The following is a 24,630-nucleotide window of genomic DNA, read 5'->3' as shown; positions in this document are numbered from 1 at the left end:
AAGGGGTACCGGGACGTGATCGTCCTCCTGCTGGTCGTGGTCCTCGCGCTGCTCGGCGCCGTCCACGGATACGTGTGGCGGCGCCTGGTGCGCGACGTGACGTCCCCCGGCGGCCTGCCGCGCCGCCTGGGCACGGCCGCCGCCGTGGTCCTGCCGCTGCTCTCGCTCGCGGCCCTGGTCTCCTCCCGGGCGGGCGTGCCCTTCCGGCTCCAGCAGGTGCTCGCCTGGCCCGGCTTCCTGTGGCTCGCCGTGCTGCTGTACCTGGTCCTGGCCCTGGTGGCGGGCGAGGCCGTCCGCCCCGTCCTGCGCGCCTGGCTCGCCCGCCGCGCGGGCGCGACCGCCCCGGCCGCCCCCGCCCCCGTGCCGGCGCCGGTCGCCGCGGAACCGGCGGGCGTCCCGGCGGGCCCTGCCGCCGGAGCCCCCGCCGGAGTCCCCGCCGACGCCCCTCCGGAGCCCTCCGCCGGGCCTCCCGCCACCGCCCCGGCCACCGCGTCCGCCGACGTCTCCCGCCGTCTCTTCGTCTCGCGCGCCGTCGGCGGCGCGGCCGCCGCCGTCGCCCTCGGGACCGTGGGGTACGGCACGTACGGCGTCCTGCGCGGCCCCCGGGTCGAGCGGGTCACCGTGCCGCTCGCCAAGGTGCCGCGCGCCGCGCACGGTTACCGGATCGCCGTCGTCTCCGACGTCCACCTGGGGCCGATCCTGGGCCGCGCCCACACCCGGCGCATCGTGGACGCGGTCAACGCCACGCAGCCCGACCTGATCGCGGTCGTCGGCGACCTCGTGGACGGCACCGTGGCGGACCTCGGCTCCGCCGCCGAACCGCTCGCCCGGCTCCGCGCCCGCCACGGCTCCTTCTTCGTCACCGGCAACCACGAGTACTTCTCGGGCGCCGACGCCTGGGTCGACCACGTACGGGAACTCGGTCTGCGTCCGCTGCGCAACGAGCGCGTGGAGATCGCGGCCGGCTTCGACCTCGCGGGCGTGGACGACGTGGCGGGCGAGAGGGAGGGCGGGGGTCCCGACTTCGGGCGCGCCCTGGGCGACCGCGACCGGAGCCGCGCCGCCGTCCTCCTCGCGCACCAGCCGGTCGTGATCCACGACGCCGTGCGCCACGGCGTGGACCTCCAGCTCTCCGGCCACACCCACGGCGGCCAGCTCTGGCCCGGCGGCATGATCGCCGGACTCGCCAACCCGACCGTCGCGGGGCTCGAACGGTACGGCGACACCCAGCTGTACGTGTCGCGGGGCGCGGGCGCCTGGGGACCCCCCGTCCGGGTCGGCGCGCCCTCCGACATCACCCTCGTCGAAATCGCCTCGAAACAGGCGTGATCCGACGTGGTCACTCACCGCACCGAGAGCGATACGTGCTGCTCATCGACTTAAAGTCTCATATCCCGGACATATGCCTGTGATATGAAATTTTTCTCTTCCGCTTGCGAAAACGGTGTGATGGGATGACGCCATCGCGACGGTTTTCGGGGGATGTCGTCGCAACTGGGGTGGTACCAAAAAAAGGAAGCACGGCAATGCGGTCGACGGTCCGTCTGCGGATCCTCATCACTTGTGGAGTACTGGTGGCGGCCGGAGTGGGGGGCTGGCAACTCCTGCCCTCCAACGGCGTCAAGGCGGATCCGATCACCGTCGGCACCACCGACGAGGTCACTTCACTCGACCCGGCCGGCGCGTACGACGCCGGTTCCTGGGCCATGTACAGCAACATCTACCAGTCGTTGCTGACGTTCAAGCCGGGCTTCACCACGCCGGTCCCGGACGCCGCCGAGAGCTGCAGGTTCGTGGGCACCGCGCTCACCACGTACGAGTGCACGCTCCGCGACGACCTGACGTTCGCCGGCGGGCGCAAGATCACCGCCGAGGACGTCAAGTACTCCTTCGACCGGATGATGCGGATCAAGACGGACGTCGGTCCGCAGCCGCTGTTCCCGATGCTGAAGGGCGTCGACGCCGCGGGCCGCGTCGTCACCTTCCACCTGAGCGGCAAGGACGTCACCTTCCCGCTGAAGCTGGCCACCGGCGCCGGCTCGATCGTGGACCGCGAGCAGTACCCGGACAAGAAGCTGCGCGAGGGCGGCACGGCCGAGGGATCGGGGCCGTACGTCCTCAAGGAGTACAAGCCGGGCGAGTCCGCCCTCCTGGAGCCCAACCCGAGGTACAAGGGCGCCGTCACCAAGACCGGCCGGCCGGTCCTCGTGAAGTACTACGCCAAGTCCGAGGACCTCGCCAACGCCTGGAAGGCGAAGCAGGTCGCGGTGACGCACCGCGAGCTGCCGCCGGCCTTCCTCTCCACCCTGGAGAGCACGGACAGCGTCCGGGTCACCGAGGCGGAGAGTGCCGAGATCCGCAACATCAACTTCAACGTCCGGCCCGGCTCGCCCATGGCGGACAAGGCCGTACGGCAGGCCGTCGCGGCGGTCATCGACCGCCCGGCGATCACCACCGGGGCCTACAAGGGCACGGTCGAGCCGCTCTACTCCCTCATCCCGCAGGGCTTCGTCGGCCACAGCACCGCGTTCTACGACCTCTACCCGGAGCCGAGCGCGAAGAAGGCGAAGCAGATCCTGAAGGACGCCGGGGTCAAGACGCCGGTGAAGTTCACCTTCGGCTTCCGCAAGGGCGACACCTACGCCACCGAGACCACCGAGATCAAGCGGCAGCTGGAGGAGACCGGCCTCTTCGAGGTCGAGACCGTCGAGGTCAAGTGGGAGGACTTCCAGAAGCAGTACGCGAAGGGCACCTTCGACGTCTACACCGTCGGCTGGCTCCCCGACTTCCCCGACTCCGACAGCTTCACCGCGCCGCTCGTCGGCACCGACAACACCCTGCACAACGGGTACTCGAACAAGAAGATCGACACGCTGATCGCCTCCACGCAGCAGTTCAGCGACCGCTCCCGGGCCACCACCGACTTCAGGACGATCCAGAGCGAGGTCGCGGCCGAGGTCCCGCTCGTGCCGCTGTGGCAGAAGAAGGACTACGTCCTCGCCACGGACGCGGTCGCCGGCTCCCAGTACCTGACGGACGGCACCGGCATCTGGCGCCTGTGGGAACTCAGCTGGATCTGAGGCCCGGCGCGGAGGGCTGCGGCGCGGGGGCGGGACCCGGAGGAATCCGGGTCCCGCCCCCGTACGCGTTCACGGCCGCTTCGCGGCGGCCCGGCCGGGCCTGCCCGAGGCCGCCATGCCCGCCGCCGTCGGCATGAAGTCGGCCAGCAGCTCGTGCGTCTCCTTGACCAGCGGGCGCAGGACGCGGAAGCGGGAGAGCGAGATCGCGCGGGCGGTGACCGGCGCCAGCCGCTCCACGAGCCGCCGGCTGTTGGCGGCCCCCTCCGAGCGGTCGTACACCCAGAACAGCACCAGGCCCATCTGCTGGAGCCACAGCAACCGGGGCAGGGCCTCGGACAGTTCGGGGTCGACCTTCACCGAGGCGCCGGAGATGACGCGCCGGTGCACCTCGATCACCGCCTCGCGCGGGCCCTCCGACTCGGGCGAGAACGGGCTGAGCGGACTGTCCGGGTCGGCGGCGTTCTTGAAGAACTGGGCCGCGAACTCGTGGTACGGCTCCGCGATGTCGAGCCAGCTGAGGAGGACGCCCCGGATGCGGGCCGCGAGGTCCTTCTCGCCGCCCGCCAGGACGGTTTCGACGGCGGCCTGGTGCTCCTCGGCGATCCGGTCGTAGAAGCCCTGGACCAGGTGCTCCTTGGACGAGAAGTAGTAGTAGGCGTTGCCGACGGAGACCCCGGCCTCCTGGGCGACGGCCCGCATCGTCGTCTTGTCGTAGCCGCGCTCCCTGAACAGCCGGAGCGCGGTTTCGAGGATGAGCGTGCGGGTCTGCTCGCTCTTGGGGGCCTTCTTCTCTTCCTTCGCGTCCTTCACGGCGCCGAGCCTAACCGGGCGGACCGGGGCGGCGGCGCCGTCCGGCCCCGCCGTCCCCGTCACCGGGTGAACCTCCGCACCCCCGGCACCAGTGCCGTCCCCAGGCAGCAGCCGCCCACCGCCACCGCGGCGGCGGCCAGCGGCACCCCGGGGCCCCAGGCGGAGGCGGCGAGCGGGGCCAGGGCGTAGCCGAGGGGCATCGCGCCCAGCGAGAGCAGCCAGTCGTACGAGGTGACGCGGGCCAGCGCGTGGGCGGGCACCGCGCGCTGGACGGCGGTCTCCCAGACGGGGGAGAGGAAGCCGAGCCCCGCCTGCGCGAGCCCGTACGCCGCGATCGTCACCGGCGCGGGCGCGTCGGCGGCCAGCAGGGCCAGCGGCAGCGCGTACGTGGCGAGTCCGAGGTTGGCCGCCAGGACCGGGCGCCGGGGGCGGGCCCGGTCCGCGAGCAGCGCGCCGAGGAGGAAGCCGACGGCGCCGGTCTGGAGGAGGGCGACCCAGACCGCCGCCCCGCCGAGGCGCTGCACGGCCAGGGCGGGTCCGAGGGTCATCAGGACGGCGGCGGCGCCGTTCCAGGCGCTGTGGCCGATCAGGCTGGTCCAGTACCAGTCCCGGGAGCGGACCTCGCGCCACCCCTCCACGAGGTCGGCGCGCAGCGAGCGGCGGGGGAGCGGCACCCGCTTCGTCCGTACGGCGGTCAGGAGCAGGGCGGCGGCGCCGAAGGTGGCCGCGTCCAGGACGAACACCCAGCCCGCGCCCGCGGTCAGCACCAGCGTGCCCGCGAGCGCCGGACCCGCGAGGCGGGTGGCGCTCTGGGCGACGCCCATGGCCGCGTTGGCCCGGTGCAGCGCCTCCGCCGGCACGGTGCCCTTCACCAGGGGCGCCCCGGTCGGCACGGCGAAGGCGCCGGCGGCCCCGCCGAGGGCCTCCGCGACCGCCAGCACGGCCAGGCTCGGGGCGCCGCCGAGGAGCTGGACGCCGACGAGGAGCTGGGTGGCGCAGCGTACGAGGTCGGTGGTGAGCGCGACCGTCCGCGCGTCGAAGCGGTCGCCGACGACTCCGCCCACCGGCAGCAGGAGCAGTTTGGGGACCATGGCGCAGCCGAGCACCAGGGCGAGTGCCGAGGTGGAGCCGGTGGCCTCCAGGACGGCGAGGGCGAGGGCGGCGGGTAGGGCGGCGTCGCCCAGGAGCGAGAGGGCCCGGCCGGTGAACAGGAGCCGGAAGGAGCGGGTGCGCAGGGGGTGGGGGACGGGGGCCGGGACGGCGGGCGCGGCGGACATGGCCCGAAGGGTATTTCCGTACCGAATGATTCGTCAACGAAATATTTGCCGCCGAATTACCTTGGGGGAGTGGCGCGCACCTCCCCGACGTACGATCTGACCATGGACCCGACCGAAGAGGCCGGCCCCGCGGACGCGGCCCCCGCCCCCTCCGGGCGGAGCGACTGGACCGACGCGCACGTGGCCCGCTGGCAGCCCGTCCTGCCCGGCCTCGACCCCGTGGTCGAGGGCGCCGTCACCCGGATGAAGAAGCTCTCCGTCCACCTGCGCCGGGTCAGGGAGCAGTCGCTCGTCGACTTCGACCTGGAGCGCCACGAGTTCGACACGCTCCACAAGCTGGCCGGCCGCGGCGGCAGCGCCGCCCCCTCCGAACTGGCGCAGGACCTCGACCTGGCCCCCGCCTCCGTCTCCGGGCGCCTCGACGCCCTGGAGCGGCGCGGCTTCGTCCGCCGCATCCGGTCGACCGCCGACCGGCGCCGGGTCGTCGTCGAGCTCACCGGCCCCGGCCGCGAGACCTGGCTCGGCGCCATGGACGTCCTCGGCCACGAGGAGGAGCGGCTCCTCGGCGTCCTCGGCCCCGCCGAACGCGTCCTGCTCAACGACATGCTGCGGCGGATCATGGTCGCCGCGGAGGCGGGGGAGAACCCGGCTCCCCCGCCGGAGAACCCGGCGCCCCGGCACGGCTGACCCGCGCCGCCGCCCGGGGCCGGGCCCGGGGCCGCCACCGGCCCCGGGGCGTCACACGCTCAGCGTGCGCGCGTAGTTGATCTGGCCCATCACCTGGTGGAAGGTGTCCGGGGTCGTCGCCGGGACCATCGTCACGTGGTGGCGTCCCCCGCTGGTCACCATGATCTGGACGAAGCCCGTCGTCTGCTTCTCCTTCATCAGGAGGAACAGCAGACCCACCAGGCAGAACAGCGCGAAGACGATCGCGAGCACGATGGCGACCGTCGGGATCTTCTCCTCGACCCGCGACATGTCCGTCGCGTTCCACACCGCGCCCTTCAGGGGCATCGTCCCGGCCGGCGTGATGATGTGGTCCCCCACGACGGTGATGTCACCGAGCGCGAGCAGCGGCATCGCCCCGGCCGCACCGGGCGGGAACGGCGCGAAATGCGGCGGCACGGGCACGCCCCCGGCCAGGGTCGGCGGGTGGGACGGCCCGGTCTGCGGGTAGCCGTACCCCGGAACCGCGTCCTGCGGGTAGCCGTACCCCGGAGCCCCGGGCGCGCCCCCCTGCCCCGGTCCCCACGTGTACTCACCGTCCGCGTAAGGGTTCGGCTCGCTCATCAGTCCCCGCTCTCCACGACGTCACCTGCGAAAGGAAAAGCCCGCTCCCGCACGCCGCAGCGTACAGAAGCGGGCATCCCGCCGCGTCCGGGCTCAGAAACGACGCGTGATCAGCGCGCGCTTCACTTCCTGGATCGCCTTCGTGACCTCGATGCCGCGCGGGCAGGCGTCCGTGCAGTTGAACGTCGTGCGGCAGCGCCACACGCCGTCCTTGTCGTTCAGGATCTCCAGGCGCTGCTCGCCCGCCTCGTCGCGCGAGTCGAAGATGAAGCGGTGCGCGTTGACGATCGCGGCCGGACCGAAGTACTGGCCGTCGTTCCAGAAGACCGGGCAGGACGACGTGCACGCGGCGCACAGGATGCACTTGGTGGTGTCGTCGAAGCGCTCGCGGTCCTCGGCGGACTGCAGGCGCTCACGGGTCGGCTCGTTCCCCTTGGTGACCAGGAACGGCATGACGTCCCGGTACGCCTGGAAGAACGGCTCCATGTCCACGACCAGGTCCTTCAGGACCGTCAGGCCCTTGATGGCCTCGACCGTGATCGGCTTCTCGGGGTTGATGTCCTTGATCAGCGTCTTGCAGGCGAGCCTGTTCTTGCCGTTGATCCGCATCGCGTCCGAGCCACAGATGCCGTGGGCGCACGAGCGGCGGAAGGTCAGGGTGCCGTCGACGTCCCACTTGATCTTGTGGAGGGCGTCGAGCACGCGCTCCTTGGGGTCGATCTCGATCCGGAAGTCCTCCCAGACCGCCGCGTCCGAGATCTCGGGGTTGAAGCGGCGGATCCGCATCGTGACCGTGATGTACGGCGAGGCGGCGGAGTCCTTCTCCACCTTGTCCAGTACGGGGGTAGCCATCAGTACTTACGCTCCATCGGCTGGTAGCGGGTCTGGACGACCGGCTTGTAGTCGAGACGCACGGTCTCGGTGCCGTCCTCGCCGACCTCGCGGTACGCCATCGTGTGGCGCATGAAGTTGACGTCGTCGCGGTTGGGGTAGTCCTCGCGGTAGTGACCGCCGCGGGACTCCTTGCGCGCCAGGGCCGAGACGGCCATGACCTCGGCCAGGTCGAGCAGGTTGCCCAGCTCGATGGCCTCCAGGAGGTCGGTGTTGAAGCGCTTGCCCTTGTCCTGGACGGACACGTTCCGGTAGCGCTCGCGCAGCTCGGCGATCTTCTCGACGGCCGTCTTGATGGTCTGCTCCGTGCGGAACACCATCACGTTGGCGTCCATCGTCTCCTGGAGCTCGCGGCGCAGGTCGGCGACCCGCTCGTCGCCCGTGGAGTTGCGCAGCTTCTCGATCTGCCCGACGACGAACGCCTCGGGGTTCTCGGGGAGCTCGACGAAGTCGGTCGTGGCGGAGTACTCGGCCGCGGCGATGCCGGACCGCTTGCCGAAGACGTTGATGTCGAGCAGCGAGTTGGTGCCGAGGCGGTTGGCGCCGTGCACCGACACGCAGGCGACCTCGCCGGCCGCGTACAGGCCCGGGACGACGGTGGTGTTGTCCGACAGGACCTCGCCCTGGACGTTGGTCGGGATGCCGCCCATGGCGTAGTGCGCGGTGGGCTGGATCGGGATCGGGTCCGTGTACGGCTCGATGCCGAGGTACGTACGGGCGAACTCGGTGATGTCCGGCAGCTTGGCGTCGAGCTGCTCCGGCGGGAGGTGCGTCAGGTCCAGGTAGACGTGGTCGCCCTCGGGACCGCAGCCGCGGCCCTCGCGGATCTCCGTGTAGATGGAGCGGGAGACGACGTCACGGGACGCGAGGTCCTTCATGACCGGCGCGTACTTCTCCATGAAGCGCTCGCCGTCCTTGTTGCGCAGGATGCCGCCCTCGCCGCGGGCGCCCTCCGTGAGCAGGATGCCCATGCGCCAGATGCCCGTCGGGTGGAACTGGAAGAACTCCATGTCCTCCAGCGGGATGCCGCGGCGGTAGCAGGCGGCCTGGCCGTCACCGGTCAGGGTGTGCGCGTTGGAGGTCACCTTGAAGAACTTGCCGGTGCCGCCGGACGCGTAGATCACGGCCTTGGCCTGGAAGACGTGGATCTCGCCGGTGGCCAGCTCGTAGGCGACGACGCCCGCGGAGTGCTTGACCCCGTCGACCTCGGTGATCAGCTGGTCCAGGACGTAGAACTCGTTGAAGAACTCCACGCCCTCCTTGACGCAGTTCTGGTACAGCGTCTGGAGGATCATGTGGCCGGTGCGGTCCGCGGCGTAGCAGGACCGGCGGACCGGGGCCTCGCCGTGGTTGCGGGAGTGGCCGCCGAAGCGGCGCTGGTCGATGGTGCCGTCCGGGGTCCGGTTGAACGGCAGGCCCATCTTCTCCAGGTCGAGGACGGCGTCGATGGCCTCCTTCGCCAGGATCTCGGCGGCGTCCTGGTCGACCAGGTAGTCACCGCCCTTGACCGTGTCGAAGGTGTGCCACTCCCAGTTGTCCTCCTCCACGTTGGCCAGCGCGGCGGCCATGCCGCCCTGCGCGGCGCCCGTGTGGGAGCGGGTGGGGTAGAGCTTCGTGAGCACGGCGGTGCGGCTGCGCTTCGTCGCCTCGATGGCGGCGCGCATGCCGGCGCCGCCGGCGCCGACGATGACGGTGTCGTACTTGTGGATCTTCATGACGTGGTTTACCTCAGCCCCGTGCCTAGCGGATGTTCGGGTCGAAGGTGAAGATCACCAGCGTGCCCAGAAGGATGGTGAACACCGTGGCGGTGTACAGCAGGCCCTTGAGCCACAGGCGCGTGCCGGCCCGCTCCGCGTAGTCGTTGATGACCGTGCGGAGGCCGTTGGCGCCGTGCAGCATGGCGAGCCAGAGCATCAGCAGGTCCCAGACCTGCCAGAACGGGGACGCCCAGCGGCCGGCCACGAAGGCGAAGCCGATCTTGGAGACGCCGCCGTCCAGGAAGAGCTGGATCAGCAGGTGGCCGAGGACCAGGACGACGAGGACCACGCCGGAGAGGCGCATGAAGAGCCACGCGGCCATCTCGAAGTTGCCGCGAGTCGCGCGCGGGGTCCTGCCCGTGCGCTTGCGGGGGGCCTCGATGTACGGCGCGGGGTTGTCCACGTCGTAGGGGGCGCCGTCCTCGACGGGGCCGATCGCGGAAGTGGTGTCAGTCGACATGTCTGGCGTCAGCTCCCGAACAGTTCACGTGCGGCGTGCCCGAGCACGGGGTAGAGCGAGCCCGCCATCAGCACGACCCAGATGCCCACGACGGTCCAGAGCATCTGCTTCTGGTAGCGCGGGCCCTTGGACCAGAAGTCCACGGCGATGACCCGGAGGCCGTTCAGCGCGTGGAAGAGGATGGCGGCCACGAGGCCGTACTCCAGCAGAGCGACGATCGGCGTCTTGTAGGTCGCGACGACCTCGTCGTACGCCTCGGGGGAGACGCGGACGAGAGCGGTGTCAAGGACGTGTACGAACAGGAAGAAGAAGATGAGGACGCCGGTGACTCGGTGAGCCACCCAGCTCCACATTCCTTCCCGGCCGCGGTACAGCGTTCCAGCCGGCACGGAAAAACCCTCCGGGAGCGGGGATCAGGGTCGGCCGGCTTCTCTGTCGGTCTGACCCGGCCGGGTACGGTCCACCGGCCCCGGTCATCGTAGCGACGAGTCGTCGGTTCGCTCGCGCGGGGTCCATAGGTGTGATCAAACAGGCACGGACGGGCTATCGCGGGGCCCGAATCGTCGCGTTCCGGGCGTCCTCACGGCTCGGAGCGGCCGGAAACGGTTCTTTCGGCCATCCGGAAGGCCAGCCGGGCGCGGGCGAGCCGGCGCAGTTCCTCGGCCGCGATCACCCGTTCCTCCTCCGGTTCGTTGCCGAGACGTGACCGGATGCCCGTCAGGACCCGGTCCAGCCGTTCCCCGGGACGCACTCCGTCGAGGCTGATCACGAACGCGTGTCCGAAACTGCTCTCGTACGCGGCGTGCGCGGCCCGCAGCGCGGTCCGGGCCGCGGGCGGGGCGCCGGGGTGCGGCGGCGCCGGGCACTCGGCCGCCAGGGCCCCGTCGAGATCGGTGCGGGACAGGTCGTACCCGGCCTCGTCGGCGGCGGCGAGCAGCGCGTCCACGGTGGGGTAGGGGCGGTGCGCCACCACCCGTTCGGCCCAGCGGAGGCTGCGGCAGCAGGAGAGCAGCAGCTCCACGGCCTCGGCGGGGGAGGCCGCGTTGAAACCGGCGAGGCCGTCCGGGCGGGACGGAAGGGTCCCCCGGGCGGATATGGCGGGCGTGTCCCCGGGCCCCGGTGTCCGGCAGGGGGCGTGGGTGTCGCTGGTCAGCGTGGGCTCCGGTGCTCCGGGATGAATGGGGTGGGCGTGACGCAACGTTACCGACGGGCGGGGGAAAGTGTCCGACGGATGCGCGATTTTCACCCGGAAGGGAGAGTTTCGGAACAGGCGATGGACGCTCGGGTCCCGATGGCCCCGTCCTGGGCGGCCGACGGACCCCGGGCCGGCCGCCTCCCCCTCGGGCGGCGCGCTCCCGGTCGTTCGCGCCATCCTCGGAGGGCGGGCTTCCGGTCGCTCCCCTCCCCGGCGGAGGATGGGCTTCCGGCAGCTTCTCCGTTCCGTCCCCCGAGGGGCCGGACCGCTCGCCCTACGGAAGGATTCCGATGACGCGGTACTCCATACGGGGGCCCCGGCGGGGCCCCGCCCTCCTGGCGGCCTCGGTGGCGCTGGCGGCCACCGCGGCCTGTTCCGGCGGCGGCCCGTCGGGCCCGTCCGGCTCCCCCTCGGCCGCCCCGCCCCCCGGCGCGGGCACCGGCGCCACCCCCACGGGCGCGTCCCCCTCCCCGAAGCCGACGCCCACCCCGACCCGTGCGTACCCCCTCTCCGCGGCGCCCCGCACGGTTCCGGCCGTCCGCGCCCACGAGGCCGCCCGGGGCCCCGGCTGGAAGCCCGCGGGCGCCGGCGGGGTCGTCGTCGCCGCGAACGGCGCGGGCCTCGCCGACGAGGGGAAGCTGCTGGCCGGGGAGCTGGGCATCCCCTACCGGGGCGCCGTCGCCGCCGGACCCGGGGACGTCGAGCTGGCCCTGGGCGGGAAGGGCGCCCCCGAGTCGTACACCCTGACCGTCCGGGACGGCCGGGTGCGGATCAGCGGCCCGGACGAGGCCGGGGTCTTCTACGGCACCCGCACCCTCAAGCAGTCGGTGCGGGCGACCGGCGCGATGCCCGAGGGGACCGTCACCGACCGGCCCGCCAAGCCGCAGCGCGGCCTCAACCTGGACATCGCCCGCAAGCACTTCACGGCCGCCTGGATCGAGGACCGGATCCGGGAGATGGGCGACCTCAAGCTCAACCAGCTCGGACTGCACTTCTCCGACGACCAGGGCTTCCGGATCGAGTCGGAGAGCCACCCCGAGGTGGTCTCCGCGCAGCACCTCACCAAGGCCGAGGTCCGCCGCATCCTGGCCCTCGCCGCCGAACGGCACGTCACCGTCGTCCCCGAGATCGACTCGCCGGGACACCTCGGCGCCGTCATCGACGCCCACCCCGGCCTCCAGCTCCGCAGCGCGAGCGGCCGGGCGCCGCGCGGCGCCGTGGACATCGCGGACCCGGAGTCGGCGAGGATCGTCGACGACCTGCTGCGCGAGTACTCCCGGCTCTTCCCCGGCGCGTACTGGCACCTCGGCGCCGACGAGTACGTGGCCCTCATGGCGAAGGACCCCGAGGCCACCTACCCGGAGCTGGCGCGGGCCGCGAAGGCGAGGTACGGGCCCTCCGCCCGCGTCCAGGACCTGGCCACCGGCTGGCTCAACGACCGCGCCGCCGTCGTCCGCCCCACCGGCAAGACCCTCAAGGCGTGGAACGACGGCTTCTTCACGGGCGGGGTCGTGGACGCGGCCCGTGACCTGGAGGTCGAGTACTGGACCGGCAAGGAGATCGGCGCCCGGCAGCCCGTCTCGTACCTGAGCCGGGGCCGGAAGATGGTCAACCTCAACGACGAGTACCTGTACTACGTCCTCGGCCAGCCGAACGACTTCACCTACCCCACCGGCCGCCGGATCTACGAGCAGTGGACCCCGCTCGTCGTGCGCGGCACGAGCCCCGTCCCGGCGAAGTACGACGCCCAGATCCTCGGTGCCCGGTTCGCCGTCTGGTGCGACCTGTCGAAGTCCCAGACCCCGGGGCAGGTGGCGAACGGCATCCGGCTGCCCCTGGCGGCGCTGTCCCAGAAGCTGTGGAACCCGTCCAAACCGACGATGAGCTGGGCCCGGTTCCAGGAGCTGGCGACGAAGGTACGGGGCTGAGCTGGGCTTTTGGCATGGACGTACCGACTTCGCATCGCGTACGTTCCCCCGGCGGCGGCCGTTCGGCCGCCCGGCGCCCCGGGGGAGGGGCGCCGTCTCGTTCCTGGGGGGAACAGCTTCCGTGCTCCGCAATCCCAACGGCCTCTCGTACGCCGTCGTCATGCTGCTCGGCGTGACCGCCTTCGTCGACCTGCTCGGCCTCTACGCCACTTTCGTGCTCCGGACGGCGGTCTCGGGCGCCTCCGGGGGCGACGTGGCCCCGCTGGACGACGCGGTCGTCTTCCTGGGCGTGGTGGGAGTGCTCCAGTTCCTCGCGTTCCTCGTGACCGGCATCCTCTTCCTCGTCTGGTTCCACCGGCTGCGGCAGAACGCCGAGGTGTGGGCCGGGGACCTGCAGGAGCGGAAGCCGGGCTGGGCCATCGGCGGCTGGTTCGTCCCGATCGCCAACTTCTGGATTCCGCGCGGGGTCGCCGCGGACATCTGGCGGGCGAGCCGCGCCGAACCCTCGGCGGCGGACCGGCCGGGCGAGTTCAGGCTGCTCAACTGCTGGTGGGCGCTCTTCGTGGCCAGTGCGTTCGCGTCGCGGGCGGCGGGCAGGATCTACGACCGGGCCGAGACGTTGGAGGCGTACGCGTCCGCCACGAACTGGCTCCTCGCCAGTGACGCCCTCGACGTCGCCGCGGCCGTCTCCGCGATCCTCTTCGTCCGGCGCCTCACCTCCCTGCAGCACGCCAAGGCCACGGGCCTGGTTCCGGCCGCGCGGTAGGGGGCGCCCGGGGCGGGACCGCCGCCGAGACCAGGGTCCGGACCAGGGTCCGGACCCTGGCTTCCGGCTAGGACCCCGCCCCGGTCTCCGTCTCCGTCTCCGGCGCCTGGATCGCGAGCGACGCGACCGTCTCCGAGATCTCCCGCTCCGCCCGCTCCTTGTCGAGGCCGAGCCCGCTCAGGACGCCCTGCCCGTCCTCGTGCTCCAGGAGCGCGAGCAGGATGTGCTCGGTGCCGACGTAGGGGTGCCCGAGGCGCAGGGCCTCGCGGAACGCCAGCTCCAGGACCTTCTTCGCCGCCGCGTCGTACGGGACGAGGGCGGGCGGCTCCTCCACGGCCGGCGGCAGGGTCGCCGCGACGGCCTCGCGGACCCGCTCGGGGGACACGCCCCGCGAGGCGATCCAGTGCGCCGCGAGCCCCTCGGGCTCGGCGAGCAGGCCGAGCGCCAGGTGGGCGGGGGTGATCTCGGCGTTGCGGGCGGCCGTGGCCTCGTTCTGGGAGGCCATGACCACGTTCCGCGCCCGGGGGGTGAAGCGGCTGAACCCGGCGTTCGGGTCCGCCTTCTCCGCGTCGGGCTCCTTGGGCACGAACCGCTTCTGGGCCGCCTGGCGGGTCACGCCCATGCTGCGGCCGATGTCGGTCCAGGAGGCGCCGGAGCGCCGGGCCTGGTCCACGAAGTGGCCGATGAGGTGGTCGGCGATGTCTCCGAGGTGGTCCGCCGCGATGACCGCGTCGGAGAGCTGGTCCAGCGCGTCGGGGTGGACCTTCTTGATGGCCTCGATGAGTTCGTCGAGGCGGACGGGGATCTTCGGACGGACGGGATTCGTCATGACGCAACCGTAGGTTGACAACAGAAGGGTGTCAACCGTTGGTTGTCAGTTGGTGGGGTGTGCGCTTCCCGGGGCCGGCGAAGGGGGCGGGAAAGGGGCAGGGAAGGGCGGGGAAAGTGGGCGAAAGGGGGCGGAAGAGAAGACGACCGGGGCCGCCACCCCCCACAGGAGAGGCCCCGGTCGTCGTCGACGGAGCCGCAGCACGGTTCCGTACTCCTTTCAGCGCCGGGGGAGGACTTTCTGTCACACCCGGTCCGGTCACCGGATGGTTGCGAGTCGCGCCCGGTTCCGGGGGCGCGTGGACGCGGTGCCGGGACACGACGTAGCGTGCGGGTGCGCCGGGGTCCGCGCGCCCGCGATCCGCGGGACGGTCCCTGGGCGGCGTGGCGGCGACGACCGGCCGTGACGACGCGAACGACGGACAGGGTTTGGGGAGTGCTGGGGGACGACGCGGAGCTGACGGCCGCGGTGCTCGCCGCACAGCAGGGGGACGAGGACGCCTTCCGCGCTGTGTACCGCGCCGTGCACCCCCGGCTGCTCGGCTACATACGCACACTGGTCGGCGACGGCGACGCCGAGGACGTGGCCTCCGAGGCGTGGCTCCAGATCACCCGCGACCTCGACCGCTTCGGCGGCGACGCGGACCGCTTCCGGGGCTGGGCGGCCCGGATCGCCCGCAACCGCGCCCTCGACCACATCCGGACGCGCGGCCGGCGCCCCGTCGTGGGCGCCGACGAGACCGAACTCACCGACAGGCCGGCCGAGTCCGACACCGCGGACGAGGCGATCGAGGCCCTGGCCACCGGACACACCATGGACCTGATCGCCCGGCTCCCGCGGGACCAGGCCGAGGCCGTCGTGCTGCGCGTGGTCGTCGGGCTGGACGCCAAGAGCGCCGCCGACACCCTGGGCAAGCGCCCCGGCGCCGTGCGCACCGCCGCGCACCGGGGCCTCAAGAAGCTCGCCGAACTCCTCGGGACCGACGGCGGGGGCGTGGCCCCGCTGGACGGCGTGCCTCCGCAGCGCGGCCGGAGGCCGGGGCCGATCGCCCCCGACGGTGTGACGCGAACACGGCCGCGTACGCAGAAGGACATGTGATGGCCGACGACCGGTACCCGTGGCTCGATCAGGAGGCCGCCGAGCGACTGCTCCGCGGCGACCCGGTCGAACCCGCCGCATCCGCCGGCGACTCCGGGCGGGTCCGGGCGGCCCGCCTCGCCGAAGCGCTCGACGCCGTCCGCACCCCCACTGCCGGGGCCGAACTGCCCGGGGAGGCGGCGGCGCTCGCCGCCTTCCGGGAGGCGTCGGCGGCCCGCGCCTCCGCCTCCGCCGGCCCGGGTCGGGTACGGCTCGCCCGCCGCGCCTCCCCGCCCCGCCGCTGGGGCCGCTCCACCCGGTACGGCCTGGCCGCCGCGATCGCCGCCGTCGCGGTCGGCGGGGTCGCCGTCGCGGCCGGCACCGGCGTCCTCCCCCTGACCGGCCCCTCGCCCGCCACCTCCGTCACGGCGCGGGACACCGCCCGGCCGCCCGCCTCCCCGGGACCCGGGACGCTCCGGGACCCCGGAACCTCCGGGGGTCTGCCGCGCGGCGGCGACCGCACACCCGGCGCGTCCCCCTCCGCCGGTACGGACGCCGGTACGGGCGCGGGCACGGGCGGCGACGGCACCGCGTCGTCCCGCACTCCGGCACCGGACGGAACCGGCCCCGGCGAGCCGAAGCGGAACGGCACCCGGGGGCCGGACGGCGGCGCGGCGGACCCGGACGGGGAGGACGGCCCCGGCCGTACGGGCGGCCAGGACGACACCGGTGGCGCGGACGCCCGGGAGAAGGCCCTCAAGGCGTGCCGGGCCTACCGTTCGGGGAAGCTCGACGGCAACGGCCGGCGGCAGCTCGCGGGCGCCCTGCGCAACGGCGAGACCCTGCGCCGTTACTGCGACCGGATTCTCGCCGGCCCCGCCGGGAACACCCCTCCGGACACGTCCCGGGGCGACACGGAGGACGGCGGCGGGCGCGGCGGCGACCAGGAGCCCCCGGCCTCCGGGAACGACGGCGGACGCGGGAACGGGAACGGGAGCAGTCGCGCCGACGCCCGGAACCCGGCGGGACCCTCCACCGGCCGGCCCGGAGCCTCCCCGGCCCCCGCGAGGGCCGGAGGAACGGGAACGCCGGTGGGTGCGGGAAAGCCCGCTGGGGCGGGAACGCCCGCAGGACCGGGAACGCCCGCAGGGACCGGGAAGCCCGGGAAGGCCGCGAAGGCCGCCGCCCCGGCCCACGCGCCGGGGCCGGTGTAACACTTCCCGGCCCGGCGGCGCAGTAAGGGATGCCGACTGGTCATCGGCCGTGCGGCGAGCCGGGTTCCCCCCGTACCTGCGGCTCGTCGCACCCGGCGCGGGTGGGACACGTTCCCCCGGTCCCACCCGCGCCCCTTCCCTTCCGGCGCCGCTACCAGTGGACGACCACCTTGTCCCCGACCCTCACCTGCTCGAAGAGGGCCGCCAGCTTGGCCCGGTCCCGGACGTTGACGCAGCCGTGCGAGGCGCCGGCGTAGCCGCGGGCCGCGAAGTCCGCCGAGTAGTGCACGGCCTGGCCGCCGCTGAAGAACATCGCGTACGGCATGGGCGTGTGGTAGAGCGTCGACGTCCACGCGCGGGCCTTCCAGCCCACGCGGAACGTGCCCTCCCTGGTCGGGGTGTTCTCCGAGCCGAAGCGGACGTCCATGGACGAGACGACCTTGCCGTCGATCATCCAGGCGAGGGTCCGGCTCTCCTTGCTGACGCACAGCACCCGGCCGGTCAGGCACGCCGGGGCCGGGGCGTCCAGGGCGTTGGTGGTCGACGGCTTCAGCTCGTCGGCGGTGGGCTTCCGGCTCGCCGCGAGCAGCCGTTCCCAGGTCGTCCCGTCCACCGTGCCGGTGCGGGGCAGTCCCTGCTTCTTCTGGAAGCCCTTGACCGAGGCGGCCGTCATGGTCCCGTAGAAACCGGTGGGGGCGCGGTCGAAGACGCCGAGCTGCCGCAGCCGCGCCTGGAGCTCGCGCACCTTCTCGTTCTCGTCCCCGTCGTCCATCAGGACCCGGGCCCCCGGCTTGCCGTCGGCCGCCGGGGAGGAACCGGACGGGGCAGGACCGGACGGGCCGGGAGACGGGGTGCGGGAGGAGGCGGCGCCGGGAGCGGCGGGCGCCGACGCCTTCGCCGGAGGACGCGCGGAGCCGCCTCCCGCGCCCCCGGCGCTCCCCGTACCGGCCGCCTGGGCCGTACAGCCCGCGGCGAGCGCCACCGAGACCCCTGCCAGTACCACTCTGCGCACGACACCCCTGCGCACGACACCCCTGCGCACGACGCCTCTGCGTATGACGGCCACGGACCGCTTCATCTCTGCCCCCCGGAAAATCCTTCTGTACGGAAGGGGATGCTTCCCGCACGCGTGCGGTTGCGCACCGGGGCCGCGAACCGTCCGCCGCGCGGGAGGGGCGGCCGTGCCCCGGCGCCCGCTCTTCCACCCCGTGGAACACGGCGGCGGAGTGTCGCACCCGCGTGCGAGACTCCGCGCATGCTGGGTGTCACCGATCTGCCGACCTATCTCGCCGGCCTCGTCCTCATCATCCTCCTGCCGGGGCCGAACTCCCTGTACGTCCTGTCCGTCGCCGCCCGCAGGGGCGCCCGGACCGGGTACCGGGCCGCCGCCGGCGTCTTCACCGGCGACGCGGTCCTCATGACCCTGGCCGCCCTCGGCGCGGCCTCCCTGCTCCGGACCACCCCGGCGCTCTTCATGATCGTGAAGTACGCGGGCGCCGGGTACCTGGCCTGGATGGCGTACGGGATGCTGCGGGCGGCCCCGGCGATGTGGCGCTCGCGGGCGGAGGCGGCCCCGGAGGAGCCCGCGGGCGCCCCGGCGGCCCCCGCCGAACGCCCGTACCGGCGCGCGCTGGTCATCAGCCTGCTCAACCCGAAGGCGATCCTCTTCCTGCTCTCCTTCTTCGTGCAGTTCGTGGACCCCTCCTACGCCCACCCGGCGCTCTCCTTCCTGCTCCTCGGCACCCTGCTCCAGCTCGGCAGCTTCCTCTACCTCACGGCCCTGATCCTCGGCGGCACCCGCCTCGCCGCCGCCTTCCGCCGCCGTCGCCGGCTCTCCGCCGGGGCGACCTCGGCGGCCGGCCTCCTCTTCCTCGGCTTCGCCGCGAAGCTCTCGCTCGCCGGCGCCGCTTGACCCTCACACCGTGTGAGGCCGTTCCGTAGGGGTCGTCATGTTCACCATCGGAGACTTCGCCCGGCACGGGCGGGTGTCGGTCCGGATGCTGCGTCACTACGACGCCGTCGGACTGCTGCGCCCGGCCCGGGTCGACCCGCACACGGGCTACCGCTTCTACGCCGCGGACCAGCTCGCACGGCTCAACCGCGTCATCGCGCTCAAGGACCTCGGCTTCACCCTCGAACAGGTGGGGGCCGTCCTCGACGAGCGGATCGACGCGCACGAGCTGCGGGGCATGCTGCGCCTGCGCCGGACCGAGCTGGAAACGGCCATGGCGGAGGCGCGGGCCCGGCTCGACCGGGTCGACGCGAGGCTCCGGGCCATCGAGAGCGAGGGACGCATGTCCACCCAGGAAGTCGTCGTCAAGAAGATCCCCGCCGTGCGGATCGCCGAACTGAGCGCGGTCGCCGCGAGCTTCGGCCCACAGGACATCTCCCCGGTCATCGGGCCGCTGTACGAGGAGCTGTGCGGCCGGCTCGAGGGCGCGGGCCTCACCGGCTTCGGCCCGGGCATCGCGTACTACGAGGACGCGGGCCGGGGCGACGGGTCGGTCGTCGTCCACGCCGGCACGACCGTCCCCGAGGGCACGGCCGTGGAGGGCGTCCTCGTGCACGTGCTCCCCGGCATCGAGGAGGCCGCGACCGTCGTCCACCACGGTGCGATGGACGACCTGCTGCCGACCGCGCAGACCCTGGCGACCTGGATCGACACCCACGGGTACGCCTCCGCCGGGTACGCCCGCGAGCTGTACCTGGAGTGCCCGGACGACCGGACGCGGTGGGTGACCGAACTCCAGGAGCCGGTCGTCCGCGCCTGACCGGCCGCGCCCGCCCCCCCGGCGGCCCCGGGACCCCCGCACGGGTCCCGGGGCCGCCGCCCCGCCCCTCCCGGCTACCGCTTCAGCGCCCTGCGCAGCCGCAGCGCCCGCCGGGCCAGGCGGCGGACCTTCGGGTGCCGGGGGAGGGGCAGGCCGCCCGGGAGGTTCAGGACGGTGAGGCGGCGCAGGCCGAAGTGGTGCCGGGTGCGCCCGGCGAGCGGCCCCGACAGGTGCCGCACCGCCGCCTCCCGCAGCTCCGGCCGGATCTTCGGCTGCATCGCGTACCCGACCGCCGCGACCAGGTCGTTCAGCTCCTCCGTGCCGATCCCGCCGCCTCCCTCCGGACCGTCGTCGAACAGCGGCGGGACCACCGCGTCCACGACCGTCAGCGGGACGCGGTTGCTGTTCTGGAACGGGGCGAGCCGTTCCAGCAGGGCGCGCGTGCCGACCCGGGCGACCGGCAGCCCGTAGAACGTCCGGGCCGTGAGCAGCGCCGTCGAGAAGCAGCCGACGACGAGGGCGGGCCGCAGCTCGCGGTAGAGCACCTCCGCGAGGACGGGCCGGTCCTCGACCGTCAGCTCCGCGCCCAGCTTCTTCGCCGCCCGCACGAGCGCGCGCGACCAGGAGTCCGGGGCCGTCGGGTGCGGTTTGAAGACGAGCCGCCGGTGGCCCCGGGCGACCGCGCCCCGGACCATCCGCAGGTGCAGCTCCTCCTCCTCGGCGGCCGTCAGCAGGTTCAGCGCCGCCAGGTACTGGCCGAGGAGCAGCGCCGGGCCCCCGCCCTCCTCCGGGACCGCCCCGGCGGCGGGGGGCCCCGCCAGCTCCTCGACGCACCGGGTGAACGCCTCCGTCGGCACGGTCTCCGGCACCGCCCCGAACTCCCCGAGCAGCAGCGGTGCGAGTCCGGGGACGAGATCCAGGTGGAGCAGCCGGGACACGCGCCCGCCGATGAGCGGGTCGATCTTGTTGCGGGTCGGCCCGTAGCTCATCAGGCCGTCCGCGTACACGGTGATCGACGCCTCGGGCAGCAGCTGCGCGACGGCGAGCGCGGGCGTCACCTGGATCGACTCCAGGGCCAGTTCGACCCGGTCGTCCCCGAGGTCCCAGAGCGTGCGCAGATGGCGCTGGAGGAGCGGCAGGTCGCTCGCGCGGGGGGTCCAGCCGCCCGGGTGGAGCGGGGAGATCGTCTCGTTCCAGGAGAGGACGGAGTCGAAGCGGTCGCGCAGCCGCGCGAAGCCCTCGGCCTCGTCCGGGGCGGGCGTCGTCTCCGGCACGGGCGCGTTGTTGGTGACCAGGAGGAGGCGCCGGTCGGCGGGGCCGAAGCGGCCGCTGTCGATCGCGGCGGCGAGCGTCACCACCCCGTAGAGGGTGGAGGCGCAGAAGATCTGGGTGGTGCGGCGGGGGCTCACGCGGCCACCTCCGCCGGGGCGGGGGCCGCCGGTCCGGCCGGTCCCGACCCTGGCCCCGGCCCCGACCCTGGTCCCGGTCCCGCCGGTCCCGGTCCCGCCGGTCCCGGTCCGGCCGTTCCCGGTTCCGCCGGCGGCGGCGCCGGCCGGCGGCGGCGCAGCCGGCGCAGCATCGCCGCGCGGTCGCCGCCCATCGCCGTCAGGGCCTCGTCGAGGACGTCCTGCGGCATCCGCCGCAGGGCTCCCGCGCTCATCGCCCTCAGCCGGCGCGCCACCTCCGGCTCGAACCGCTCGGCCGAGCCGTTGTGGTGGGCGATCACCGCGCAGTAGGTGCGCACGGCCTTCGGCAGGAGCCGGTCCGCCTCCGGGTCCCGCGCCGTCTCCTCGATCACCCGGTCGAAGGCACGGACGAAGTCCAGCTGCCGGACGTCGCCGATCTGGGTGAGGGAGGTCGCCACCCCGCGCCGGTAGAAGACGCCGAGTTCGCCGACGGCCGCGAAGGACTCCGCCTCGCGGTGCAGCCTCCAGATCCACGGCCGGTCCTCGGCCGTCCGCAGACCGTGCGGGAAGTGCAGCAGCCCCCGTTCGAGGAGCCGCCGGTGGTAGATCCCGGCCCAGGCGTACGGGTAGTCGACCGAGGTCGTCCGGTGCGACGGCAGGATCGCGTCCCGGGGCCGCAGCACCTCGCCGCGCCGGGGGACCGGCACCCGGCGGACCGTCCGGTCGCGGCCGGTGACGGAGACGTGGTCGGTGCGCAGGAAGTCGCAGCCCAGCCCCTCGGCCGCCACCACGAGCCGCCCGTAGTACCCCGGGGCGAGCCAGTCGTCCCCGTCGAGGAAGGCGACGTACTCGCCGCGGGCCGCGTCGAGGCCGGTGTTCCGGGCCGTGGCGAGGCCCTCGTTGCGCGCGTGCCGGATCAGGACGGCACCCGGGACCTCGCGCGCGGCCCGTTCGAGGAGCTCCGGGGTCCCGTCCGACGAACAGTCGTCGACCAGCAGGAACTCGAAGTCCTCGCGGGCGTTGGCACGCAGGCTCGTGAGGGTGTCGGGAGCGTATGTCTGCACGTTGAAGAACGGCACGACGACGGAGAGCTTGACCACGCGGCCGACGCTAGGGTCCGCCCCGGCACGCCCCCCGACCGGCGGAGGGATGTCCGGTGAACACCGGACGTCGGACTGGTGAAACGCCATGCCCGCGGAACGCGAACGCGCCCCGCACAAACGGGTGTTGGCCCACTTCAGCTCGCGGCGGCGCCCTGTTCACCGGCTGTTGCGGCCCAGTTGGGCCGCGCAGCGGAATGCCCTTCTAGCGTCCTCGGCGTGCCAGCAAGTACCAGAGAAGCGGTGCGGGTCGCCGTGCTCGCCGACTCCGACACCCGGTGGAAATGGGGCGCCCTCACCGCGCGCCGCATCACGACGGCGACCGCCGCGCCGACCGGTTTCGTCCTGCGCGGACGGGCCACTCCCACGGCCCGCCAGCTCGCCGAGACCGGGGCGTCCACGACCGCCCCGCGCGAGGTGACGGGCGTGGAGTTCCTGCGCGCGGTGCGGGACGCGGAGGCGCGCGGCGAGGGGTACGACGTCCTCGTCCTCGCCCTCGTCGGCGGCACCGTCCGGGCGGTCCTCCAGGGCCTGGCCGACCTGCGCCCGAAACGGCGCCCGGTGATCGTCACCGGCTACGTCGGCGTGGTCTACGAGAAGCTGACGGACGGCCTCCTGCTGCGTCACGGCGCCGACGTCGTCCTGGCCAACTCCCGGCACGACGCCGACCGCTTCCGCGCCGTGTACGAGGGCGTGGGCGCCAGGGCCGACGCGGTGGTGGAGGCCGCGCTGCCCTTCCTCGGCGGCGCCCCGTACACCCCCCTGGCCGGCCGCGACACCCTGGTCTTCGCCGCCCAGCCCTCCGTCCCCGCCACCCGCGCCGAACGCGCCTACGTCCTGCGCCGGCTGGTCGGCCACGCCCGCCTCCACCCGGGCCGCGAGGTCCTCCTCAAGCTCCGCTCCAAGCCGGGCGAACACACCACGCACCTGGAGGAGTTCCCCTTCCAGAAGCTGGTCCGCGACATCGCTCCGCCCCCCAACTTCCGCCTGCTGTACGGGCACATGGGCGAGGTCCTCGACCGCACCGACCTGCTGGTCACCGTCTCCTCGACGGCCGCCCTCGAAGCCCTCCACCGGCGCGTCCCCACCGCGGTCCTCACCGACCTGGGAGTCCGCGAGGCGCTCGGCAACCACCACTTCGTCGGCTCCGGCCTGCTCACCTCCTTCGACCGGCTCGACCGGGGGGCCGTCCCGGAGCCCGACGAGACCTGGCTCGCCCGCCAGGGCGTCGCGTCCGACAGCCCGTACGAGAAGGCGTTCGACGCGGCCCGCGACCGGGTCGCGGAACTCCTGGCGCTTCCCGCGCTGCCCCCGATCACCCCCTACTACACCGCGGAGACGGCCCCCGGCTACCTGCCCGGGATCCTCGCCCGCCACCGCCTGGACGTCACCGCGCCCGCACCCCGCGACAGCGGGCTGCGCCGGATCGTCCGGGAGGCCGCGCGGGGCGCGTACCGCCACGGCGTGCAGCGCGTCGCCCCCGTCGTCCGCCGCCTGGGAGAACTCTGATGACCTCGACCGCGCAGCCGACCGACGCACCGGACGCGGAGCCCGTCGCGGTCCCGGCGGCGCCCGCCGCCGGGACCGCCCCCACGGTGCTCGCCGTCGTCCCCGCCCGGGGCGGCTCCAAGGGCGTGCCCGCCAAGAACCTCGCCCCGGTGGCCGGGGTCCCCCTGGTCGGCCGCGCCGTCCGCGCCTGCCTCGGCGCCCGCTCCGTCACCCACGTCCTGGTCTCCACCGACGACGACGCCATCGCGGCGGCGGCCCGCGCCGCCGGCGCCGGGACCGTACGGCGCCCCGCCGGGATCGCGGGCGACACCGCCACCAGCGAGGCCGCCGTCCTGCACGCCCTGGACGCCTTCGAGGCCGCCCACGGCCGCCCGGCCGACGTGGTCCTCCTCGTCCAGTGCACGAGCCCCTTCCTCACCTCCGCCGAGATCGACGGGACCGCCGGCCGGGTCGTGTCGGGCGCCGCCGACGCGGCCTTCACCGCCGCCCCGTCGCACGGCTTCCTCTGGCGCGAGACCGAGCGGGGCGCCGAGGGCGTCAACCACGACAAGGCGCACCGCCCCCGCCGCCAGGACCGGGAGCCCGAGTACCTGGAGACCGGCGCCGTCTACGCCATGGCCGTGCCCGGCTTCCGCACCCACCGGCACCGCTTCTTCGGCCGCACCGCGCTCGTCGTCACCGACCCCGCCCGGGTCCTGGAGATCGACGACCCCCACGACCTGGCCCGTGCCCGCGCCCTCGCGCCGCTCCTCGACACGCCCGTCACCCCCGGCCTCGCCGACGTGGACGCGGTGGTCCTGGACTTCGACGGCACCCAGACCGACGACCGGGTCCACCTCGACGCCGAGGGCCGCGAGTTCGTCTCCGCGCACCGCGGCGACGGCCTCGGCATCGCCGCCCTGCGCCGCGCCGGCCTCCCCGTCCTCATCCTCTCCACCGAACAGAACGCCGTCGTCGCCGCCCGCGCCCGCAAGCTGAGGATCCCCGTCCTGCACGGCGTCGACCGCAAGGACCGCGCCCTCAAGGAGTGGTGCGAGACCGAGGGCATCGACCCGCAGCGCGTCCTCTACGCCGGCAACGACGTCAACGACCTGCCCTGCTTCCACCTCGTCGGCTGGCCCGTCGCGGTGAGCAGCGCCCACGACTCCGTACGGTCCGCCGCCCGCGCGGTCACCGTCACCCCGGGCGGCGCCGGAGCGATTCGCGAGATCGCCGCCTGGCTCCTCGGACCCGAGCTCGACACCCCCAACCCGCCCCACCCGTAAGGAAC

General features: G+C 73.7%; 23 protein-coding genes. 11 read left to right on the top strand and 12 right to left on the bottom strand.

Going from position 1 to position 24,630, the window contains the following annotated elements; genetic code table 11:
• Positions 1-15: 15 nt before the first annotated feature.
• Together ACZ6AQ_RS03325 and ACZ6AQ_RS03320 are read left to right on the top strand one after the other, a co-directional pair.
• Positions 16-1,329: a metallophosphoesterase gene (locus ACZ6AQ_RS03325; protein ID WP_468757136.1), complete on the top strand. Its 1,314-nt coding sequence runs from the start codon at positions 16-18 to the stop codon at positions 1,327-1,329.
• Between the two features lie 197 nt (positions 1,330-1,526).
• Positions 1,527-3,080 (top strand): ABC transporter substrate-binding protein, encoded by a 1,554-nt coding sequence (locus ACZ6AQ_RS03320; protein ID WP_468757135.1) that lies wholly within the window; start codon positions 1,527-1,529, stop codon positions 3,078-3,080.
• 69 nt (positions 3,081-3,149) lie between these two features.
• On the opposite strand, the gene ACZ6AQ_RS03315 is transcribed toward ACZ6AQ_RS03320, so the two are convergent.
• Together ACZ6AQ_RS03315 and ACZ6AQ_RS03310 are read right to left on the bottom strand one after the other, a co-directional pair.
• Positions 3,150-3,890 carry a TetR/AcrR family transcriptional regulator gene (locus ACZ6AQ_RS03315; RefSeq protein ID WP_468757134.1) on the bottom strand — a complete coding sequence of 247 codons (741 nt, stop codon included), beginning with the start codon at positions 3,888-3,890 and terminating at the stop codon, positions 3,150-3,152.
• Between the two features lie 59 nt (positions 3,891-3,949).
• The gene (locus ACZ6AQ_RS03310; RefSeq protein WP_468757133.1) at positions 3,950-5,167 is read right to left on the bottom strand and encodes an MFS transporter; all 1,218 of its coding nucleotides are present in this window, start codon (positions 5,165-5,167) and stop codon (positions 3,950-3,952) included.
• Positions 5,168-5,269: 102 nt separating this feature from the next.
• On the opposite strand from ACZ6AQ_RS03310, the gene ACZ6AQ_RS03305 reads away from it, so the two are divergent.
• Entirely contained in the window at positions 5,270-5,854 is a 585-nt protein-coding gene (locus ACZ6AQ_RS03305) for a MarR family winged helix-turn-helix transcriptional regulator (protein WP_468757132.1), read from the top strand.
• 51 nt (positions 5,855-5,905) lie between these two features.
• Here ACZ6AQ_RS03305 and ACZ6AQ_RS03300 read toward each other — a convergent pair whose 3' ends face one another.
• The 6 genes from ACZ6AQ_RS03300 to ACZ6AQ_RS03275 form a co-directional block, all read right to left on the bottom strand.
• Positions 5,906-6,457, bottom strand: a complete 552-nt coding sequence (locus ACZ6AQ_RS03300) for a hypothetical protein (protein ID WP_468757131.1) — start codon at positions 6,455-6,457, stop codon at positions 5,906-5,908.
• A gap of 93 nt (positions 6,458-6,550) precedes the next feature.
• Positions 6,551-7,309 (bottom strand): succinate dehydrogenase iron-sulfur subunit, encoded by a 759-nt coding sequence (locus ACZ6AQ_RS03295; protein WP_030218087.1) that lies wholly within the window; start codon positions 7,307-7,309, stop codon positions 6,551-6,553.
• A complete protein-coding gene (gene sdhA / locus ACZ6AQ_RS03290; RefSeq protein ID WP_468757130.1) occupies positions 7,309-9,063 on the bottom strand; it encodes a succinate dehydrogenase flavoprotein subunit in 1,755 nt (584 codons plus the stop codon). The genes ACZ6AQ_RS03295 and sdhA overlap by 1 nt, the downstream gene beginning before the upstream one ends.
• Positions 9,064-9,088: 25 nt before the next feature.
• Positions 9,089-9,565: a succinate dehydrogenase hydrophobic membrane anchor subunit gene (locus tag ACZ6AQ_RS03285; RefSeq protein WP_388697678.1), complete on the bottom strand. Its 477-nt coding sequence runs from the start codon at positions 9,563-9,565 to the stop codon at positions 9,089-9,091.
• 8 nt (positions 9,566-9,573) lie between these two features.
• Positions 9,574-9,954 carry a succinate dehydrogenase, cytochrome b556 subunit gene (gene sdhC, locus ACZ6AQ_RS03280; protein WP_015035721.1) on the bottom strand — a complete coding sequence of 127 codons (381 nt, stop codon included), beginning with the start codon at positions 9,952-9,954 and terminating at the stop codon, positions 9,574-9,576.
• A gap of 191 nt (positions 9,955-10,145) precedes the next feature.
• Positions 10,146-10,763: a 2-oxo-4-hydroxy-4-carboxy-5-ureidoimidazoline decarboxylase gene (locus ACZ6AQ_RS03275; protein ID WP_468757128.1), complete on the bottom strand. Its 618-nt coding sequence runs from the start codon at positions 10,761-10,763 to the stop codon at positions 10,146-10,148.
• A 287-nt stretch (positions 10,764-11,050) separates the two neighbouring features.
• Here ACZ6AQ_RS03275 and ACZ6AQ_RS03270 point away from each other — a divergent pair, with 287 nt between their 5' ends.
• Positions 11,051-12,688 (top strand): beta-N-acetylhexosaminidase, encoded by a 1,638-nt coding sequence (locus ACZ6AQ_RS03270; protein WP_468757127.1) that lies wholly within the window; start codon positions 11,051-11,053, stop codon positions 12,686-12,688.
• Positions 12,689-12,809: 121 nt separating this feature from the next.
• Positions 12,810-13,454 carry a DUF4328 domain-containing protein gene (locus ACZ6AQ_RS03265; RefSeq protein ID WP_468757126.1) on the top strand — a complete coding sequence of 215 codons (645 nt, stop codon included), beginning with the start codon at positions 12,810-12,812 and terminating at the stop codon, positions 13,452-13,454.
• Between the two features lie 67 nt (positions 13,455-13,521).
• Here the strand turns inward: ACZ6AQ_RS03265 and ACZ6AQ_RS03260 are convergent, their stop codons facing one another.
• Positions 13,522-14,283, bottom strand: coding sequence for a Clp protease N-terminal domain-containing protein (locus ACZ6AQ_RS03260; RefSeq protein WP_468757125.1), 762 nt, complete (start codon positions 14,281-14,283; stop codon positions 13,522-13,524).
• A gap of 435 nt (positions 14,284-14,718) precedes the next feature.
• Here ACZ6AQ_RS03260 and ACZ6AQ_RS03255 point away from each other — a divergent pair, with 435 nt between their 5' ends.
• Together ACZ6AQ_RS03255 and ACZ6AQ_RS03250 are read left to right on the top strand one after the other, a co-directional pair.
• Positions 14,719-15,381 (top strand): RNA polymerase sigma factor, encoded by a 663-nt coding sequence (locus ACZ6AQ_RS03255; protein WP_468757124.1) that lies wholly within the window; start codon positions 14,719-14,721, stop codon positions 15,379-15,381.
• Complete coding sequence (locus ACZ6AQ_RS03250; RefSeq protein WP_468757123.1) at positions 15,381-16,574, top strand: hypothetical protein; 1,194 nt, start codon at positions 15,381-15,383, stop codon at positions 16,572-16,574. Before ACZ6AQ_RS03255 ends, ACZ6AQ_RS03250 begins: the two co-directional genes overlap by 1 nt.
• A 151-nt stretch (positions 16,575-16,725) precedes the next feature.
• Here ACZ6AQ_RS03250 and ACZ6AQ_RS03245 read toward each other — a convergent pair whose 3' ends face one another.
• Positions 16,726-17,586 carry a L,D-transpeptidase family protein gene (locus ACZ6AQ_RS03245; protein ID WP_468757122.1) on the bottom strand — a complete coding sequence of 287 codons (861 nt, stop codon included), beginning with the start codon at positions 17,584-17,586 and terminating at the stop codon, positions 16,726-16,728.
• A gap of 243 nt (positions 17,587-17,829) precedes the next feature.
• Between ACZ6AQ_RS03245 and leuE the strand changes: the two genes are divergently transcribed.
• Together leuE and ACZ6AQ_RS03235 are read left to right on the top strand one after the other, a co-directional pair.
• Entirely contained in the window at positions 17,830-18,486 is a 657-nt protein-coding gene (gene leuE, locus ACZ6AQ_RS03240) for a leucine efflux protein LeuE (protein ID WP_468757121.1), read from the top strand.
• A 37-nt stretch (positions 18,487-18,523) separates the two neighbouring features.
• Positions 18,524-19,345: a MerR family transcriptional regulator gene (locus tag ACZ6AQ_RS03235; RefSeq protein WP_468757119.1), complete on the top strand. Its 822-nt coding sequence runs from the start codon at positions 18,524-18,526 to the stop codon at positions 19,343-19,345.
• Between the two features lie 74 nt (positions 19,346-19,419).
• Here ACZ6AQ_RS03235 and ACZ6AQ_RS03230 read toward each other — a convergent pair whose 3' ends face one another.
• On the bottom strand, positions 19,420-20,754 hold the full coding sequence (locus tag ACZ6AQ_RS03230) for a polysialyltransferase family glycosyltransferase (protein WP_468757118.1): 1,335 nt from the start codon (positions 20,752-20,754) through the stop codon (positions 19,420-19,422).
• Positions 20,751-21,851, bottom strand: coding sequence for a glycosyltransferase family 2 protein (locus ACZ6AQ_RS03225; protein ID WP_468757117.1), 1,101 nt, complete (start codon positions 21,849-21,851; stop codon positions 20,751-20,753). The genes ACZ6AQ_RS03230 and ACZ6AQ_RS03225 overlap by 4 nt, the downstream gene beginning before the upstream one ends.
• A 219-nt stretch (positions 21,852-22,070) precedes the next feature.
• On the opposite strand from ACZ6AQ_RS03225, the gene ACZ6AQ_RS03220 reads away from it, so the two are divergent.
• The gene (locus ACZ6AQ_RS03220; RefSeq protein WP_468757116.1) at positions 22,071-23,360 is read left to right on the top strand and encodes a DUF6716 putative glycosyltransferase; all 1,290 of its coding nucleotides are present in this window, start codon (positions 22,071-22,073) and stop codon (positions 23,358-23,360) included.
• Positions 23,360-24,625 carry a cytidylyltransferase domain-containing protein gene (locus tag ACZ6AQ_RS03215; RefSeq protein WP_468757115.1) on the top strand — a complete coding sequence of 422 codons (1,266 nt, stop codon included), beginning with the start codon at positions 23,360-23,362 and terminating at the stop codon, positions 24,623-24,625. The genes ACZ6AQ_RS03220 and ACZ6AQ_RS03215 overlap by 1 nt, the downstream gene beginning before the upstream one ends.
• Positions 24,626-24,630: the final 5 nt, after the last annotated feature.

The organism is Streptomyces sp. NPDC041191 (genome assembly GCF_055591945.1).
This window is presented reverse-complemented; position numbering and strand designations above follow the sequence as displayed.